Below are 17692 nucleotides of genomic sequence, written 5' to 3' on the forward strand. Positions count from 1 at the left end.
AGGGATGAGTATATGGCGGTACAAACGGTAAAAGTGACCATAGATGGTCAAGTACACAATTTATCTTACAATAGCCAAAGTGGTAAATGGGAGGCAGTTATAACGGCTCCTAATAAAACAAGTTATCATGAGCAGAATCATAAATTTGATGTAACGGTTACAGCAAGTGACCAAGCTGGAAATGTTACAACGAAGAACAGAACTGATAGTGTGTTAGGAAGTGATTTACAACTTAGAGTTCTTGAAAAGGATAAACCTATAATATCTTTAACTAGTCCTTCAAGTGGAGCTAGGATAACTAATGCATCACCTAATATTGTATTTCATGTGCGTGATAGTAGTTCTGGTATTGATATTTCAACGTTACAACTTAAAATTGATGCAGGAACTGCAAAAACAAACACTTCTTCAGGTATGAGTTGTACAAGTGTAACAGGTGGATATAATTGTACTTATACACCGAGTGCATTATCTGAAGGAGCACATACAATAACAATTAGTGTAAAGGATAATGATGGTAATTTATCTAATCTTCTAAGTTCAACATTTACAGTAGACACAGCACCACCAATGCTCAATATTACTAATCCATCAGAAGGATTGATAACAAATAGTGAAAACTTGACAGTTAGTGGAACAACAAATGATGTAACTTCATCACCAGTAACTATCAGTATTAAGTTGAATGGGGTTAATCAAGGGGCTGTAAATGTATCAGGTGGAAATTTTTCTAAATCTATTGTTCTTAATAAACAAGGAAATAACGTAATAGAGGTAATTGCAAAAGATACAGCAGGACTTCAAACTAAGATTACAAGAAATATAGTATTTGATACAATAGCACCTACTATTTCAACTGTTACAGTTAGTCCAAATCCTGTAGATGAAGGAAAGACATTTACTATTACTGTTACGGTAAGTGATTAATTATGAAATTGATAGGATATATTGATGGGGTTGAAGTAAAGTTTGACTTTAACCCTCCAAACCAATTTAAAGCAATAATTCCTAAGCAGTTAGATGGAATATATGTATTAGAATTACATGTTATTGATCAAGCTGGAAATCGAACAAATTTGACAAATATGATAGTCACAATAGATTTTGATAAGCTTATGTTTGAGATTTTGGAAGAAAATTATAGTGATCAAATGTTAGAAAAAGATTATAGTAATAGAAATTTAGAAAAGAATTATATTAATCAACAAGAAAATAATGATTTTGAGTTTAGGAAGCTCCAACAAGAATACTCATTTAAGGAGCTGGTGTAATGGTTTTCAATCAAGGAGAAGTAAGAAAGATAGGAATTGAAGTAATGAGCGAAATACAACAAGATTTTGTAATAGAAAGTGCAGATTATGAGATAAGTAATCAAAGAGGAGAAATAGTTGAAACAGGAGTTGCAACAATAGAAGAACATAAAATATTGACATTGTTTTCTGCAATAGAAAAAGGTCGTTGGTGTTGTGAATTTACTTATAGGATAGGTCCTGAAATTATAAAAGCCAAACTTTCTATTGCAGTAATTTAGGAGGGATATAATGAAATATACAGCTAATTATGGCTTGGAAAAGCCAGGCTATGAAGGTGTAGCGGATATAGAATCGTTGAACCGTAATGCGGATAAGATTGATCAAAAGCTAAAAGAAAATGCAGATGGTCTTGCGTCGCATTTGGCTGAAACTGTGACAGATGGTGTACATGGATTGCAAATAGAAGAAGGAGAATGGACTCCTGAATTATATACAGCAAGTTTGGAAGGAATTGTTTATTCGGTACAAAATGGAAAATACAAAAAAATAAATGATGCAGTACATATTTCTGGTGAATTTACCTTGACAAATAAAGGGATTTCATCTGAAAACGATATCGTACTGATCAGAGGTTTACCTTTTTCTTCAGGTGGTAATATTACACTTCCGTTAAACATTCAAAATACCGAAACCTTAACAAATACTATTAATATAACAACAGATGTGGGACAGAATAATGAAATACGATTTAGGTTGTTGAAAAGTGATGGTACTGGTGATTTTGTGCGACATAAAGATATAAATAATAATACATCTATAAAATTAGCAGGTTTATATTATATTTAGGGAGATGATAAAATGACTATAAAATATACAATTGATATGCTTACACAAGATAGCGTAAGTGTAAAAACACAACAGTATACAACTGTTGATGGTATTGAATACCCAATCGGGCAACCGCATAGAAAAGCATACGTAAATAGCGTTAGAGACAGATCAGAAGTGCAAAATGAATTGCCAACAGCACAAGTGAATGCAATATTTTCAGTATGGGGAGATACACCAACAATTGCAGAATAGGAAAAAAATGCGTCATAAGCATCTGAAAAAAGGTAGGTATATTTTAGGGCAAGAATTAATTTTCTTTCCCCGTGCATCTTATCTAATACGATGGGAGATGATAAAAAATAATAATAAAGAAAGAGGAATAAAAATTTATGGGATATATTGAAGATATAAGAAAACTTGTTGGTAGTAGGCCTATTATATTAACTGGTTCAGGGATTATTATACTAAATGAATCTAAAGAGGTATTACTACAATTTAGGAAAGATACAAATAACTGGGGGCTACCTGGTGGATATATGGAACTAGGGGAAACATTTGAAGATACAATAAGACGAGAGCTTAAAGAAGAAATGAATGTACAAGTAGAAAACTTAACACTATATGATGTCCTGTCTGGTCCCTTGTATTATCATGAATATCCAAATGGCGACAAGGTGTATAGTGTAACTGTTTTATATACTGCTAACAAAATAGTTGGAAAAATTGAAGTTGATAATAAAGAGATAGCTACCGTTAAATTTTTTTCACCAAACAAATTACCATCCAATATTACTAAAACAACAAAAATGATTTTAGAATCTTATATCTATAAAGAAAAGAATAATGAAGGATAGAAAAAATATTGAAACATAAACACCTGTAAAAATGGGTGTTATTTTTATATAGAAAAGAGGGATACAATGGACCAATTAATCAACTATATGGACAAAGTTGCAAGTGGGACAAAACCATTTTGGGGAACTATATTAGCCATTATAAGCTATGTTATGTTTCCAGACAAAGCATATCAAACAGCAGCATTTGCTGTTGGTGGTGCAATCATGCTTGATATAATTACAAAATATATTGCATTATCTCACGAATGTCATGGATATAGAAATGCAGTTAGAGAAAGAAAAATATTTTCTAAAACTTTATGGGAAGGGACTAGGATTAAACTAGTCTCTTATTTAATTGTATTTATATTAGCAGGATTAGCTTACAGAGTAACTATGTTAAAACAAGTAAGTGTATTCCTTGCTACTATAGTATATTCAGTTATTTTTCTTCGAGAGGGGCAGTCAATACTAGAAAACTTATGTGACGCTGGAGCAGACCTAAAATGGTTGCTTATTTGGACTAAGAAAAAAGAGCAACAGATTTTAGAAAGCGAAATCGAAGAAAGGAGCGATGATGTTGAGAAAATATAAATTTGTAATAGATCCAGGACATGGTGGAAAAGATCGTGCTAACAAAGGACATTCTGGTAGGTATGTTGAAGCTGATGGGAATTTACAATTTGCTTTATATTTAAGAGATTATTTAAATCCATATTTCCATGTTGTTTTGACTAGGGATAAAGATAAGACATTATCTCTTACAGAGCGTGGAAGAATGGCCAAGGGTGCTGATATGTTCTTATCAGTTCACTCAGATGCGTATACTTCTAACAGCTCAGGTGTTACTATATTTGACAGCGTAGACCTTAAAAATGAGGATATTGCAAAAAATATTGGCAAAGCTGTAGCGGATGCAATGGGTATTCCATTTCGAGGATCAAGAGAAAAAGAATCATCAAGACATCCAGGAGAGGATTATTATACAGTAATCGATGTAGCGCAAGATGGTGGATGTCCTTGTGTATTACTGCTAGAAAGAGGCTTCCATAGCAATCCTGCTGAGGAAAAGAAATTGCTAAATGCTAATATTGTACAAGCAAGTGCTGAAGCAACTGCGAATGCAATAAAAAAATATTATAAAATTCAGGAGGTAATGAGCATGGGAAGGATATTTAAAGATATAGAGGATGATAGATGGTCAGCTCCATATATAGAAGCTGCAAAAGAATTAGACATTATTAATGGCAATGATGATGGGACATTCAATCCTGCTGGATCACTTACACGGGAACAGGCAGCTGTTTTAACTGTTAGATTGTATGAAAAAATAACAGGTAGAAAGGTGGTTAAATAAATGAATAGTACAGTAATATATGTATTTATAGCATTGTTTGTAGGTATAGGGATTGCTAGCTTGTATCCATATTTGAAAGATTTCAGAGTGTCTCCGCAAGAAAAAGCGAAGGTACAAGAGATCTTGGTAGATACGACAAAAGATATCTTGCGAGTTGCTACTTCAAAGGATAAAGAACAATTAGTATTGGCCATTACCAATATTACAATGAGAAAATTAGAACAGGAGAATATCAAAGGATTTAGAAGACAGGATATTGAGCTTATGGGTAACATAGTGGTTGAAAAGTTAAAAGGATATACAAAAGCAGGGGTTTAGCTCCTGTTTTTTTACTTTTTAATAAAAACAAAATATTTGTTGAAAAGTAATAAATTGTATATTAAAATATAATTTGACAAAATATAACTAAAATTTACAAAACAGGAGGAAGAAATGATGTATTTTAGAAAAAAAGTAAGGTTTAAATTTATTGCAGTATTATTGATGATGGTATTTATTATGGGTAATGGAAATTTTAATGTATATGCAGAATCAGATGAGGTAGTACATTACTTACCAACTTCTCATGGAGTCACATTATCTAATAACAATTTGACTGTTACTTTTAAATTCCCAGTTACCTCAAGAGCGAATAAAGGCAAAACTTCAGGAAAATGGTATTGGGAAGTTAGTGTGGACTCATCAGATTGGAGTGACAATGAAACGCCTATGTGTGTAGGTATAGGAAATAAAAATACTTCTAATTTAGAGTGTATAGGAGTTCGCAGTAATGCTGTGACTAGTAGATGCTATTATAGTTATGGTAATAGTAGTAATAAAACAGGAGAAAAATTTCCAGGAAATCAAAATAGCATTCGTTCACCTTATGGGGAAATGTTCTTTGTTAATGATGTAATTGGAGTAGGTTTAGATATGGATAATTATACTTTAGAATTTTTTAGAAATGGAAAATCTCTAGGTATTGCATTTAATGATCTAAAAAGCTTAGGCGAAGTCTATCCTATGTTATCATATGGTAGTAGCGCTGGTACTAGCCAAGTAACTACAAATTTCGGACGTAAACCTTTTAAATATCCTATTCCTAAAGGATTTAAGCCATATGATCAAATAGAGATAGATGCTCCAACAAATTTAACTGCTACAGCTAATGTTGATAACATAGTTCTTAAGTGGGATGAAGTGAATGGAGTGGAACGTTATATTGTAAAAAGATCAATTACAGAAGGTGGTCCTTATGAAACTGTTGGAAATAGTGTGTATTCAGAATACATAGATACAAAAGATTTAGATGCTGGTGTAACGTACTATTATGTAGTATTGGCAGCAAATGAGGATAATGAAAGTAAAAACTCTAATGAAGCATCAGCTACATTGAAAAAGTCAGGTGGTTCAGGCGAAACAGGACATATTAGTGGAGACAGAGCATTGGTTGTAATTACAATGACAAATAGTAATGAAAATGAATACGATTTATCTGCATCTGAAGTAAATGAATTTATTAGTTGGTATAATAAGAGAAGCAGCGGGAGTGGAAATGCATATTATATTATAAACAAAGATTTCAATAAAGGACCATTCAAAAGTAGAAAAGATTATATAGCATTTGATAAAATTTCACAATTTGAAGTGATGGAATATTAAATAGAAGACCTTGGGAGTAGATCCCAAGGTTCATTTTGTTTTTAATAAAAATTTATTTAATGTAAGGAACAAATATAAAGAAAAAGGAACAGAAATTTGTTGTGTCTTTTACACTTTTAAGCATTTGTAAATCCATATAACATGAGCAATATAAGGTATAAATTGTATAGATAATGGTACCAATAAAATGCTCATATAAATATCAGGATCTTTATACCTTTCAGCAAGCTTCAATAATAAAATAGGTACAAGAGCAATACATATCCTTATAATAAACCCTTTCCAGAATGGCAATTCCATCAACCACACCATAAGACAATTAGCTTCTTCAACTACTCCAAAAGTATACATTCCTAAATAAGTTAGCAAATAATCTCCTATCATCAAAAGAAATAAGATATTAAGAATAGTATTTGTAGAAACTTTTTTTCTGGATTTTTCTTTTGCAAACTCCATAACAATTCTCCTTAAGAATAGAATTATTACGAGTATTTCCAAAAAGTATAATTAATTATACAATAAGAGATGGAATAGACCTATAGTAGAAGGAGGTAACTTATTTGAAAGTAGTATGTATTGGAGATAGTTTAACTTATGGATATGGAGTAAATAGAAAAGAGTCATGGATATATTTGGTCGAGAATAAATATGATGTAGAAATTTTTAATAAGGGCATGAATGGAGATACAACAGAAGGAATGATATTAAGGTTTCAAAGGGATGTTATTGAAAATAAGTCTTCTTATGTAATGATTATGGGTGGTAGTAATGACTTAATAATGGGGATACCGTTACAGATTATTCAATCAAATATTGATAAAATGGTCAATTTGGCATATGAAAACAACATTAATCCTATTATTGGAATTCAACCATTTACAGAGCCTAAAATGGCTAATATGTATTGGTCTTCAACAACAGATTTTAATAGAGTAAATGAAAACATTGAAAAATATAAAGAATGGGCTATACAATTTGAAAAAACAGATCATATTAGAGTTATTGATTTTTGTTCAGAATTAAATATACATGTTACAGAAGAAAATAAGCATTTGTTTTATATAGATGGAGTACACTTAACATCGAAAGGGCATAAAATTATGGCAAATATAGAAAAATTGAAAGCTATTTTTGAAAATTAATAAGGACAGGGAACTAACCCTGTCTTTTATAAAGCATATGCTTTTTCTTCATTAATATTTTCTATTTCTTTGTTTAAATCTTCTAGTATACTTATTTGTTCATTAATCTTACGAATTAGCTTTTCTTCATCCACTTCTGATTTATATAATTCCAACTTTAATTCTTTTTCTTTATTTTGAAGAAGTCTAATCTGACCTTCAGTATTTTTTATTAGTTCAATTTGTTTTGCTCTTTGATATTCTAACCCTTTTAATATTTCTTCATTACTTAACAAAGTGGATACCTCCTTAATAATTAATATATACAGGAGTATAACCATTTAATGAAATATTATAACTTTCTAAAAATACCCTTAACCAATCCCAAAACCCTAACAGTATTTATAATAATAGGTTCCATAGTAGAGTTTTCAGGCTGTAATCTAATAGAATCTTTTTCTTTGAAGAATCTCTTCACAGTAGCTTCATCTTCAATCAAAGCTACAACAATATCTCCATCATTAGCGATGTTCTGTTGTTTTACAAGTACATAATCTCCATCTAAGATTCCTGCATTGATCATACTTTCTCCTTTTATTTTTAACATAAAATATTTACTAAAGTGATCGATAAAACAAGATGGTATAGGATAGGTAGTTTCTATATTTTCATGAGCTAATATAGGTTGTCCAGCAGTTACTTTTCCTACGATCGGTATGTCTACGACGTTTTTTCTAGAGTTATTATCTATATGAATACCTACTATTTCTATACAGCGTGGTTTTGTGTGATCTTTCCGTAAATAACCTTTTTTTACAAGATTATTTATATGACCATGTACTGTAGAGGGAGAATTTAGGCCTGTACCTTTACATATTTCTCTAATCGTAGGAGGATAACCTTTGTTAACAAATTCATTTTTTATATAATTTAAGATCTGTTCTTGCCGTTTTGATAATGTGTTTTTCATACGACCTCCTTTACAATTTGTTGTAATAATTATCTTAATTGTAGCATATCTTATAAGAATAAACAAACATACGTTCGATAAAACTATTTACATCGAACTAATGTTCGTATATAATATTGGTAGAATATACCGAGAAGGTGATTATAATGAATAAAAGCAACAGAGTTATTTTTCATATTGATGTAAATTCTGCATACCTTTCATGGGAAGCGGTATATAGGTTACAACATGGGGAATCAATTGACTTACGAGAAATTCCATCTATTGTAGGAGGCGATCCAAAGACTAGGCATGGTATTGTATTGACAAAATCTATACCAGCTAAAAAATATAAGATTCAAACAGGAGAGACGATATACTCTGCATTGCAGAAATGTCCTAATCTCACTATAGTACCACCGACCTATGGATTATATATTAAATGTAGTAATGCAATGGTAGAAATTCTTAAAGAATATTCACCAACAATTCAAAGGTATTCTGTGGACGAATGTTTCTTAGATTATACCAATATGGCAAAACATTTCGGTGATCCTATCACTGCAGCACATACAATAAAAGATAGAATACATAAAGAACTTGGGTTTACTGTGAATATTGGTGTATCAGTAAATAAGCTTTTAGCAAAAATGGCCTCAGATTTTACAAAACCTAATAGAGTACATACTTTATATCCTGAAGAAGTACCTGAGAAGATGTGGCCACTGCCGATAGAGGATTTATTTATGGTAGGTAGGGCTACAGCACCTAAACTTCATAAAATAGGAATTTACACTATTGGAGATTTAGCAAAATACAATCTTGAACATATCAAATACATATTAAAAAGCCATGGAGAAATGATCTGGAAATATGCTAACGGTATTGAAGATTCAAAAGTAAGATTAAGTAATTATGAAAATATGAAAGGGATAGGGAACTCAACAACAATAGCTTTTGATGTAGATGATAAAAGAACAGCGCATATGATTCTTCTAGGATTAACGGAGACCGTGTCTATGCGGTTAAGAGATGCAAAATATTGCTGTAAGGTAATAACTGTAGAAATTAAGAATAAAGACTTTATGAGATACACACATCAAAGAAAGTTATTTGCGCCTACAGATACAACCAATCAAATTTATAAAGTTGTAAAGGAATTATTTAATGAATCATGGAAAGGTGAATCCATAAGACATTTAGGAGTTCGAGTATCTGATTTTTGTACAAATCAATTCCAGCAAAGATCATTATTTGATGAAGTAGACCTGGAAAAAACTAAAGCATTGGACGCTACTATAGATAAAATACGATCAAACTTTGGCAGCAAGTCAATTGTACGAGCAAGCTTTTTGCATTCTAGAATAAAGCCACTAATTGGTGGAGTAGGTACGCAAGATTATCCAATGATGTCAAGTTTATTATAAGGATGATGGTATATGAAAGTAGTAGCAAAACCTATTGAAATGATAGCTTGGTTTGAACAGAATGGAGCTCCGCATCCAATTAGATTTAGATTGAAAAATAATGATGAATGTTGGAACATTATTAAGGTTGAAAGAGTCATAACAGTAGAGAAAGAAAAATTGGCTGGCAATTATATGTATGTTTTTACGTGTCAGAGTGTCATAAATGATGTAACAAAAGTATACGTATTAAAGTATGAGTTGTCTAGCTGTAAATGGGTACTATTTAAAATATAGAAGTTATTATACATGGGGGATGATATAAAATGAATGGTTGTAGCAGTAATGAATACTATAAAACTGTTGTAGAAATGATAAAAACAATGGGGGTAGAGGGAACTGATGATTTTTTAAAAAAAGAGCTTTCAGACATGTCAAAGAATGTTGCTTATATAAGAGAAAAAGTTGCTACGATTCAATATGCTTATGAAAAAGAAACAAATAGTGATACTTTGATGCATCTAAGACATGATTCTGAGAACATGATAGAGCTTTTAAATAATCTACTTAAGAAGTTGGAAACAATTGATAAGAGATATATGTGTTTGCAGGAGTATTTAAGAAGAAATAATAGAAAAGAAATTGTATATATAGACCAGGATTGCTCCTGGTCATCAAAGAAGGCATTGTAATAAATGGCTAATTTATGAAGTTGTGGTATGTATTAAGAATTGGGAAGAAGCTCCCAATCCTTTTTTTTATTTATTAGCAGCCACAGCTACCATATCCACCACAATTACATAATAGCAATACTAACAACAAGAAAAAGAATAATAATTCGGTCTTGCAACCACCACAACCATCATAATTTCCACCACATAGAGCGTCAGCCATAAGGAAAAACCTCCTTCAATATTTATGATTTTTGATTATTTTCTTTTGATTTAATACAATGTATGCAGGTTGTAGGACATGTGTTACATAATCTATAAGATCTTTTTTATTTTTACTATTATTAAATAGTGGTATTAAAAAAGATTTGTACTTATTTATTCATGTTGTTGATTAAGTTTGCTAAAAATGCATACAAAATTTAGAAAACAAGAATAATTAGGTTACCTTCTTTTGTATAAAAAACATAAAAAATGAAACAATATTTAAATAAAGATAGAGAAATATTTTCAAATTAACAATTATAGTTATTTCTAATTATTTCCCTTCATTTATATAGGGTGTCTATACAGATGTATAGCCAATAGATTTGTAGATTTTTCCAAGAGTTTTATTATTAAAACCTTTAATACGATTAGCTTCATAATCTTTAATGGTAGATTGATTTAAATTACATAATTTGGCAAGTTCACGCTGGGATAATCCCTTTAGTAACCGATATTTTTTTATAATTTCTCCAGATGTATCTTCAGGCCAAGAATCAATTTGTAGCAAATAATTTAATGTAGTTTGAAGAGGATCACACAGTTTTTTTAAAGTAGATATAAATGGGACTTTTTTCTCATTTTCTATATAACTAATAGAAGCGGGTGCCATGTTAACCAAATCACCAAGTTCTTTTATGTTATATCCTGCTTGTTTTCTAAGTTTATGCACTCTTTGTCCTAAAGTTTTTTCTGGAAGTGAATCAAAATCTTCACTATTGATGTTCATCTCAAAAGTAAGTGTTTTGCATTTTGCTTCTGCACCCTTGTCCTTGTGGCCATTATGGGGATTCATTTCATGAATGTACTTGTACCCCATGGCAAATAAAAAAATATTTATCTAAAATTTCAGGGCCTTTGTTAGATAGAATAGATATGCATATAGAGATTTTTCCAATAAAATATGAAGAATTGACAACAGAAAAACAAACAAAATCATCTGCTGATATTAGAAAAGACGTTGAAAGAGCAAGAAAAATTCAACTTGAAAGATACAAAAAGCATCATATATTATTTAATTCTCAGTTAAATGGTCAATTGATGAAGAGATATTGTAAACTAGGGAATCAAGAAAAATTATTAATGGAAGAAGCTTTCCATAAATTAAAATTAAGTGCAAGGGCATATAATAGAACTATAAAATTAAGTAGAACGATAGCAGATTTAGAAGGGACTTCTGACATTGCTACTACGCATATTGCTGAGGCCATTCAATATAGAAATTTAGATAGAAAATTTTGGGATTCATAGAGGATGAATAAAATGAATAAAAAGGAATATATGATTTGGTTGCATAATATAGAGGGAATAGGAAATAAAACTTTAGAAAATTTATTGAAAATTTTTGGGAACGCTGAAAATATATTTAAAGCGCCTGCGGAAAGAATCAATAAACTTAAAGGAATAAATCATCATGTTGTTCATAATATACTAAAAAATAGAAATTCCTGTTACATTGGTGAATTAACTAATAAAATAAAAAAGAAAAATATAGATGTAATAGGCAGGAAAAATGAAAAATATCCAGAAAATTTAAAATATATATATGATCCTCCGTATCTATTATATAAGAAAGGAAATATATTTAAAGAAGATGTAAATGCAGTGGCCATTGTAGGAGCAAGAAAAGCTTCATCCTATGGAAAGTATGTAGCTTATAAACTAGCTGGTGACTTAGCTAAGAGAGAAATTACTGTGGTGAGTGGTATGGCTTATGGTGTAGATACTATGGCTCATAAAGGCGCATTAGAAAATGGAGGTAGAACGATTGCAGTTTTAGGTTGTGGACTAGATACTTGCTATCCAAAATCAAACTATCATTTAATGTTAGAAATCGAAAAAAATGGAGCGGTTATATCTGAATATAGTATTGAAACAAAACCGTTTCCTGGAAATTTCCCAGCTAGAAATAGGATTATAAGTGGAATGTCTAAGGGGGTAATTGTTGTAGAAGCAAGTGTGAAGAGTGGGTCTTTAATTACTGCAGAGTTTGCCCTTGAACAAGGAAGAGAAGTATTTGCTGTACCTGGGAATATTAATAGTTCATTGAGTATGGGAACTAACAAGTTGATAAAAGAAGGTGCAAAACCAGTAACAGATGTTGAAGATGTTTTGGAAGAACTTCAGATTCAAACCAATCACAAAGAGGAAAAGAAGGTGCCACTTAGTGATGTAGAATCAGAAGTATATGGTGTGATTTTAGATAAGCAGCCAATTCACATGGATCTACTTTTTCAAGAATTAGGCTTCAAAGTTGATAAAATTAGCAGTATTATTACAATTTTACAGCTTAAGGGATTGGTAGAGCAACTGCCAGGAAATTTATTAATTGTTAAATAACTTATGGACTAATATTTTGAAATTTGAAAAGCTTTCTGATATAATTACTATTGCTTTAAAAAATGGGGGTGAAATTGTGGCAAAATATTTAGTGATAGTGGAATCTCCTGCCAAATCCAAAACCATTGGAAAGTTTCTAGGCAAGAATTATAAAGTTGTTGCTTCCGTTGGACATGTAAGAGATTTACCAAAAAGTAAAATGGGAATAGATATTGAAAATAATTATGAGCCTCATTACATAACTATTAGAGGAAAAGGGCCTGTAATTAAGGAGTTAAAAAAAGAAGTAAAAAAAGCAAAAAAGATATTCTTAGCTACCGACCCTGATAGAGAGGGAGAAGCTATTTCATGGCATTTAGCCCATATATTATCTGTTAGTGAAGAGGATAAATGTAGAATCGAATTTCATGAAATAACAAAAACAGCTATTAAAAATGCTGTTAAACATCCTAGAAAAATCAATAAGAATTTAGTGGATGCACAGCAAGCAAGACGTATGTTAGATAGATTAGTAGGATACAGTATTAGTCCTCTCCTTTGGAGAAAAATCAGAAAAGGTTTAAGTGCTGGTAGAGTTCAATCTGTTGCTACAAAAATCATATGTGACAGAGAAAAGGAAATTCAAAACTTTATACCTGAAGAATACTGGAGTATTATTACAAATTTGTTTATAGAAGATACAAAGGAAAGTTTTGAAGGGAAATTTTATGGTACACTTGATCAAAAGATGAATTTAAAGAATCAAGAGATGGTAGAAGAAATTGTAGAAAAGTTGAAGACGGGAACTTTTGTTGTATCTGGGGTAAAAAGAAAAGAGAAAAAAAGAAATCCATACCCACCTTTCACAACAAGTAGTTTACAACAAGAAGCAGCAAATCGATTAGGATTTACTACAAAAAAAACTATGATGATTGCACAGCAGTTATATGAGGGTATAGATATTGAAGGAGAAGGAACTGTTGGTTTAATAACTTATATAAGAACAGATTCAACTAGGATTTCTAATGAAGCAAAGGAAAATACTCGAAAATATATTGAAGAGAAATTTTCAAGGGACTATATAAGTGATGAAGAGAAAAAATATAAGACAAAGAAAGAAGCACAGGATGCTCATGAAGCTATAAGGCCTACAGATATAGAAAAAACTCCTGATAAAATTAAGTCTTCTTTAAAAAGGGATCAACATAAATTATATAAGCTTATTTGGGAACGTTTTTTAGCAAGCCAAATGAAAAATGCAATTTATGATACATATTCAGTAGATATAACAAATAGTAACTATTTATTTAAAGCATCAGGTTCAAAACTTGTATTTGATGGTTTCCTAAAGGTGTATACTTATGCAACTGTTTCTGATAAGGAAATACCAAAAGTTGTTAAAGATCAACATTTAGCATGTAGTGATATAGAACCAAAGCAGCACTTTACACAGCCACCACCAAGATTTACTGAAAGTTCATTAGTGAAAGAATTAGAAGAGCAAAATATAGGTAGACCAAGTACATATGCGCCAATTATATCAACAATAATAAGTAGAGGCTATGTAGAAAGAGAAAACAAATCATTAAAGCCTACAGAATTGGGTATTATTGTAACTGACTTGCTAGAAGAGTATTTTAAAGATATAGTAGATAAACATTTTACAGCAGAACTTGAGGAAAAGTTAGATAAAATTGAGGAAAATCAATTAGAATGGATTAAAGTAATTGATGATTTTTATAAACCTTTTGGTGAAACATTAAAACATGCAGAAGAGGAAATCAAAAAAATTGAGTTAGTAGAAGAGGAGACAGATGAAATTTGTGAAGTATGCGGCAAAAATATGGTTATCAAATATGGAAGATATGGAAAATTCCTAGCTTGTTCTGCATATCCAGAATGTGAACATACAAGACCTTTTGTAAAGAAAATAGGTGTGGCATGTCCTCGATGTGGAGGAGATATAGTAGAAAGAAGATCAAAAAAAGGGAGATTATTCTATGGGTGTGGAAGTTTTCCAAACTGTAATTTTATAACATGGAATAGACCAATTGATGAAAAATGTCCAGTGTGTGGAGAACTTTTGGTTAAAAAGAATCGAAAAAATGATACAATTATTCAATGCTCTAATAAAGAGTGTAAATATAAAAGAGTTGAAGAAAAGGTTGATTAATCAAAATTTATTTTATAATTTTAAAATTTCTTGTTGAATAAGTTGGAAAAATATGATACCATTGCAGATGGTTTGTTAAAACTTTATTAAGACATAAATGGGCTAGGAGATGAAATCATTTTTTATGGGACCATCTTCTAGCAGTAAAAAAATGTGAGGATCAGGGCAATGGGTAATCTGAAAACATAGTAATGTTATAGCTTATGGAATATGAGAAGTGAAAATTGTAAGAACATTGGCAAAATTAGAAAGCATGTTATTTGTAAAATTAGAAACTATAGAAGTAATAGTAAATTTTATGTATATCATGGATGGACAAACCGAAAATCTAGAACAAGAAGGATGTATAGGATTGTAGGAAAGTTATTGGAAAATTTATCTTTTAAAATATAAGTTAAAAAATGAAGTGGTTATGAAACATTAATATGTTCAAAATAAATTGAAAAATAAAATATCCAATAAGTATCTAAAAAAATTATACTATAAGAAAAAGTTTACGAGGAGGATTACAAATGAGTACTACATTATTGGAAAAAACGAGAAAGCTTAATAAAATATTGCAACAATCAGGAAATGTACCTGTTTCATTTGCGGAGTTATGTAAAACTTTGAGTGGTGTATTGGATTCTAATGTATATGTTGCAAATAAGAGAGGGAAGGTTTTAGGCATTCATTTGATAGATGAATCAGAAAATCCTATTATTGTTGATTCTGATACAGGAAAGCAAAAATTTCCAGAAGAGTACAATGAGCAATTATTAAAAATTACGGATACAAAACACAATGTAACAGGAGATGCACTTCTTGAAATTTTTAAATATGATGTTGAAAGTGTGAGTAAATTAGTAACGATTGTACCTATTAATGGAAGTGGTCAGAGACTTGGTACACTAATATTATCAAGACATGGCAAGGAATTTACAGATGAAGATTTAGTATTGGCTGAATATAGTGCTACCATTGTAGGAATGGAAATACTTAGAGCTAAAAGTGAAGAAATTGAAGAAGAGGCAAGAAAAAAGGCAGTTGTGCAGATGGCTATAGGAACACTTTCTTACTCAGAATTAGAAGCTGTAGAACATATCTTTGATGAACTTGAAGGAACAGAAGGTTTATTGGTAGCTAGTAAGATTGCAGATAGAGTAGGTATAACAAGATCTGTGATTGTAAATGCTTTAAGAAAATTTGAAAGTGCTGGAGTTATAGAATCAAGATCTTTAGGAATGAAAGGTACACATATTAAAATTCTTAATAATAAATTAATTGATGAGTTGGAAAAATTAAAAAGATAATTTATTATAAAAAGCAACCAATAAGGTTGCTTTTTTTATGTTTTTTTTTGTGTGAAGATATTTCCTGTTGGGTGCAAAAGAAAAATCAAATATAATAGAATTACTAACAAATAAAAATATTATGTGAAGTAGAAAAGATTGTAGTTCGAATTTACTATTTATCAAAAAAAATAACATATGATCAATGATATATATTATAATAATAACAGGAAAAATAGGGAAAAAATGAAAATCACTGTTACGATATTTGATGAAAAATGTGTAAAAAGAAGGAAAAGCCAAATTTATGTCGAATATGCATAAAAGGAAAAAATGTGATAATGAATGATTATTTGCTAATTTAGCAGGTTGTAAATATTTACATAAAATGAATACGGGAGGAAGATATGAGTATATTAAATAAGTCCTTTAGAAATATAAATATACTAGAAAAATCAATGGATGCTTGTTGGCTTAGAAATGAAGCTATATCTAATAATATAGCAAATGTAAATACGCCAAAATTCAAAAGAAACGTAGTGAAATTTGAATCTATTTTGGCACAAAATATATCAGGTCAATCTATAGAAGAAAAGTTGACCCATGAAAAACATTTGTCAGTAGGGAATAGTAGCATAGATCAAATGAAGCCAATGGTTACAAAGGATATTACAAGTAAGTATAGGAAAGACGGAAACAATGTAAATGTGGATGTGGAAATGGCAAATTTATCAAAAAATACAATACGTTATTATATGTTAAAAGAATCTATGGCATCAAATCTTCGAAAACTTAATATAGTTATTAAAGATGGGAGGTAGATCAAATGAGTTTATTTCATTCAATTAATGTAAGTGCTACTGGATTAACTGCAGAAAGATTAAGAATGGATATAATATCTAAAAATATAGCAAATGCCAATACGACTAGGACAAGTAGTGGTACTCCTTATCGACGTCAAGTTCCAGTTTTTAAACAAAGTGGTCCAAACTTTTCACAAGTGTTAGAAAATGCTAAAAATGGGAAACAAATAGGAAATGGAGTTGAAGTTGTTGCAATCAAGGAAGATCAAACCCCTTTAAAAAAAGTGTATGATCCTGGTCATCCGGATGCAGATAAGGATGGATATGTACAGATGCCTAATGTAGATACGGTAACGGAAATGATTAACATGATTTCATCTACTAGAGCATACGAAGCCAATGTTACAGCTATGAATGCAGCAAAAAGTATGGCAATGAAAGCCCTTGAAATTGGGAAATAGATATTAAGTGATGGAGGATTTATATATGAAGATTAATGATGTTATGCAACCATCAAAAAATGTATTTAATATAACCAAGGAGAAAAATCAACAAGATTTTTCTACATTTTTGAAGGATTCTTTAAAGAAAGTTAATGATTATGAGCTAGACTCGGAGAGAATAAACACTCTCGCAGCAGTCGGGGAAATTGATAATATACATGAAGTGATGATAGCCGCTGAAAAATCTAAAATTGCTTTGCAGTTTACCGTAGAGGTAAAAAATAAAGTTCTAGATGCCTATAAACAGATAATGAGATTGCAAGTATAATGAATGCAGTGGTACAAGGGGATGAG

The 17692-nt window shown here is 30.7% G+C and carries 27 protein-coding genes and 1 pseudogene; 23 read left to right on the top strand and 5 right to left on the bottom strand.

The features are described 5' to 3' along the window. Nucleotides 1–12: 12 nt before the first annotated feature. The 10 genes from K7H06_RS07305 to K7H06_RS07350 all read left to right on the top strand — a co-directional run bounded on the left by K7H06_RS07305 (nt 13) and on the right by K7H06_RS07350 (nt 5918). Nucleotides 13–927, top strand: coding sequence for an Ig-like domain-containing protein (locus K7H06_RS07305; protein ID WP_223039223.1), 915 nt, complete (start codon nt 13–15; stop codon nt 925–927). 2 nt (nt 928–929) lie between these two features. Continuing rightward, nucleotides 930–1271 carry a PF13754 domain-containing protein gene (locus tag K7H06_RS07310; RefSeq protein WP_223039224.1) on the top strand — a complete coding sequence of 114 codons (342 nt, stop codon included), beginning with the start codon at nt 930–932 and terminating at the stop codon, nt 1269–1271. After that, nucleotides 1271–1531 (top strand): hypothetical protein, encoded by a 261-nt coding sequence (locus K7H06_RS07315; RefSeq protein ID WP_223039225.1) that lies wholly within the window; start codon nt 1271–1273, stop codon nt 1529–1531. The genes K7H06_RS07310 and K7H06_RS07315 overlap by 1 nt, the downstream gene beginning before the upstream one ends. 10 nt (nt 1532–1541) lie before the next feature. Next, on the top strand, nt 1542–2099 hold the full coding sequence (locus tag K7H06_RS07320) for a hypothetical protein (RefSeq protein WP_223039226.1): 558 nt from the start codon (nt 1542–1544) through the stop codon (nt 2097–2099). 12 nt (nt 2100–2111) lie between these two features. Continuing rightward, on the top strand, nt 2112–2336 hold the full coding sequence (locus tag K7H06_RS07325) for a hypothetical protein (RefSeq protein ID WP_223039227.1): 225 nt from the start codon (nt 2112–2114) through the stop codon (nt 2334–2336). 137 nt (nt 2337–2473) lie between these two features. Further along, a complete protein-coding gene (locus K7H06_RS07330; protein WP_223039228.1) occupies nt 2474–2938 on the top strand; it encodes an NUDIX hydrolase in 465 nt (154 codons plus the stop codon). Between the two features lie 66 nt (nt 2939–3004). Further along, nucleotides 3005–3514, top strand: coding sequence for a phage holin family protein (locus K7H06_RS07335; protein ID WP_223039229.1), 510 nt, complete (start codon nt 3005–3007; stop codon nt 3512–3514). Further along, complete coding sequence (locus K7H06_RS07340) at nt 3501–4277, top strand: N-acetylmuramoyl-L-alanine amidase (RefSeq protein WP_223039230.1); 777 nt, start codon at nt 3501–3503, stop codon at nt 4275–4277. Before K7H06_RS07335 ends, K7H06_RS07340 begins: the two co-directional genes overlap by 14 nt. Further along, nucleotides 4278–4595 (top strand): hypothetical protein, encoded by a 318-nt coding sequence (locus K7H06_RS07345; RefSeq protein WP_223039231.1) that lies wholly within the window; start codon nt 4278–4280, stop codon nt 4593–4595. A 117-nt stretch (nt 4596–4712) separates the two neighbouring features. Further along, entirely contained in the window at nt 4713–5918 is a 1206-nt protein-coding gene (locus K7H06_RS07350) for an SPRY domain-containing protein (protein WP_223039232.1), read from the top strand. A gap of 108 nt (nt 5919–6026) precedes the next feature. Here K7H06_RS07350 and K7H06_RS07355 read toward each other — a convergent pair whose 3' ends face one another. Continuing rightward, complete coding sequence (locus K7H06_RS07355; protein WP_223039233.1) at nt 6027–6374, bottom strand: DUF5658 family protein; 348 nt, start codon at nt 6372–6374, stop codon at nt 6027–6029. Nucleotides 6375–6478: 104 nt separating this feature from the next. On the opposite strand from K7H06_RS07355, the gene K7H06_RS07360 reads away from it, so the two are divergent. Further along, nucleotides 6479–7060: a GDSL-type esterase/lipase family protein gene (locus K7H06_RS07360; protein WP_223039234.1), complete on the top strand. Its 582-nt coding sequence runs from the start codon at nt 6479–6481 to the stop codon at nt 7058–7060. Between the two features lie 26 nt (nt 7061–7086). Here K7H06_RS07360 and K7H06_RS07365 read toward each other — a convergent pair whose 3' ends face one another. Continuing rightward, entirely contained in the window at nt 7087–7335 is a 249-nt protein-coding gene (locus K7H06_RS07365) for a hypothetical protein (RefSeq protein ID WP_223039235.1), read from the bottom strand. A gap of 56 nt (nt 7336–7391) precedes the next feature. Beyond that, nucleotides 7392–8009 (bottom strand): transcriptional repressor LexA, encoded by a 618-nt coding sequence (gene lexA, locus K7H06_RS07370; RefSeq protein ID WP_223039236.1) that lies wholly within the window; start codon nt 8007–8009, stop codon nt 7392–7394. Nucleotides 8010–8155: 146 nt separating this feature from the next. Between lexA and K7H06_RS07375 the strand changes: the two genes are divergently transcribed. Genes K7H06_RS07375 through K7H06_RS07385 form a run of 3 tightly spaced genes read left to right on the top strand, consistent with a single transcriptional unit; the run spans nt 8156 to nt 10086 of the window. Further along, nucleotides 8156–9415: a DNA polymerase Y family protein gene (locus K7H06_RS07375; protein ID WP_223039237.1), complete on the top strand. Its 1260-nt coding sequence runs from the start codon at nt 8156–8158 to the stop codon at nt 9413–9415. A 12-nt stretch (nt 9416–9427) separates the two neighbouring features. Next, nucleotides 9428–9691, top strand: coding sequence for a hypothetical protein (locus tag K7H06_RS07380; protein ID WP_223039238.1), 264 nt, complete (start codon nt 9428–9430; stop codon nt 9689–9691). Nucleotides 9692–9720: 29 nt separating this feature from the next. After that, nucleotides 9721–10086, top strand: coding sequence for a hypothetical protein (locus K7H06_RS07385; protein WP_223039239.1), 366 nt, complete (start codon nt 9721–9723; stop codon nt 10084–10086). A 73-nt stretch (nt 10087–10159) separates the two neighbouring features. Here the strand turns inward: K7H06_RS07385 and K7H06_RS21345 are convergent, their stop codons facing one another. Both K7H06_RS21345 and K7H06_RS07390 read right to left on the bottom strand, forming a co-directional pair. Beyond that, a complete protein-coding gene (locus tag K7H06_RS21345) occupies nt 10160–10288 on the bottom strand; it encodes a hypothetical protein (protein ID WP_281426047.1) in 129 nt (42 codons plus the stop codon). 342 nt (nt 10289–10630) lie between these two features. After that, complete coding sequence (locus K7H06_RS07390; protein ID WP_223039240.1) at nt 10631–11125, bottom strand: helix-turn-helix domain-containing protein; 495 nt, start codon at nt 11123–11125, stop codon at nt 10631–10633. On the opposite strand from K7H06_RS07390, the pseudogene K7H06_RS21515 reads away from it, so the two are divergent. The 9 genes and pseudogenes from K7H06_RS21515 to fliE all read left to right on the top strand — a co-directional run. After that, nucleotides 11083–11181, top strand: a pseudogene (locus tag K7H06_RS21515) (ATP-binding protein); the annotation flags it as partial. The gene K7H06_RS07390 and the pseudogene K7H06_RS21515 sit on opposite strands and share 43 nt — an antisense overlap. 24 nt (nt 11182–11205) lie before the next feature. After that, nucleotides 11206–11580 (top strand): magnesium chelatase subunit ChlI family protein, encoded by a 375-nt coding sequence (locus K7H06_RS07395; protein ID WP_246637653.1) that lies wholly within the window; start codon nt 11206–11208, stop codon nt 11578–11580. A gap of 12 nt (nt 11581–11592) precedes the next feature. Next, on the top strand, nt 11593–12669 hold the full coding sequence (gene dprA, locus K7H06_RS07400; protein WP_223039242.1) for a DNA-processing protein DprA: 1077 nt from the start codon (nt 11593–11595) through the stop codon (nt 12667–12669). A 76-nt stretch (nt 12670–12745) separates the two neighbouring features. Next, entirely contained in the window at nt 12746–14821 is a 2076-nt protein-coding gene (gene topA, locus K7H06_RS07405) for a type I DNA topoisomerase (protein WP_223039243.1), read from the top strand. Between the two features lie 217 nt (nt 14822–15038). Continuing rightward, nucleotides 15039–15179, top strand: a complete 141-nt coding sequence (locus tag K7H06_RS07410; RefSeq protein WP_223039244.1) for a hypothetical protein — start codon at nt 15039–15041, stop codon at nt 15177–15179. Nucleotides 15180–15333: 154 nt separating this feature from the next. Next, on the top strand, nt 15334–16113 hold the full coding sequence (gene codY / locus K7H06_RS07415; RefSeq protein WP_223039245.1) for a GTP-sensing pleiotropic transcriptional regulator CodY: 780 nt from the start codon (nt 15334–15336) through the stop codon (nt 16111–16113). A gap of 386 nt (nt 16114–16499) precedes the next feature. Beyond that, the gene (flgB, locus tag K7H06_RS07420; protein ID WP_223039246.1) at nt 16500–16913 is read left to right on the top strand and encodes a flagellar basal body rod protein FlgB; all 414 of its coding nucleotides are present in this window, start codon (nt 16500–16502) and stop codon (nt 16911–16913) included. Nucleotides 16914–16918: 5 nt separating this feature from the next. Continuing rightward, nucleotides 16919–17356, top strand: a complete 438-nt coding sequence (gene flgC, locus K7H06_RS07425; RefSeq protein WP_223039247.1) for a flagellar basal body rod protein FlgC — start codon at nt 16919–16921, stop codon at nt 17354–17356. 25 nt (nt 17357–17381) lie between these two features. After that, nucleotides 17382–17666 carry a flagellar hook-basal body complex protein FliE gene (gene fliE / locus K7H06_RS07430; protein WP_223039248.1) on the top strand — a complete coding sequence of 95 codons (285 nt, stop codon included), beginning with the start codon at nt 17382–17384 and terminating at the stop codon, nt 17664–17666. Nucleotides 17667–17692: the final 26 nt, after the last annotated feature.

It is taken from the genome of Crassaminicella profunda, assembly GCF_019884785.1.
GTDB lineage: Bacteria > Bacillota > Clostridia > Peptostreptococcales > Thermotaleaceae > Crassaminicella > Crassaminicella profunda.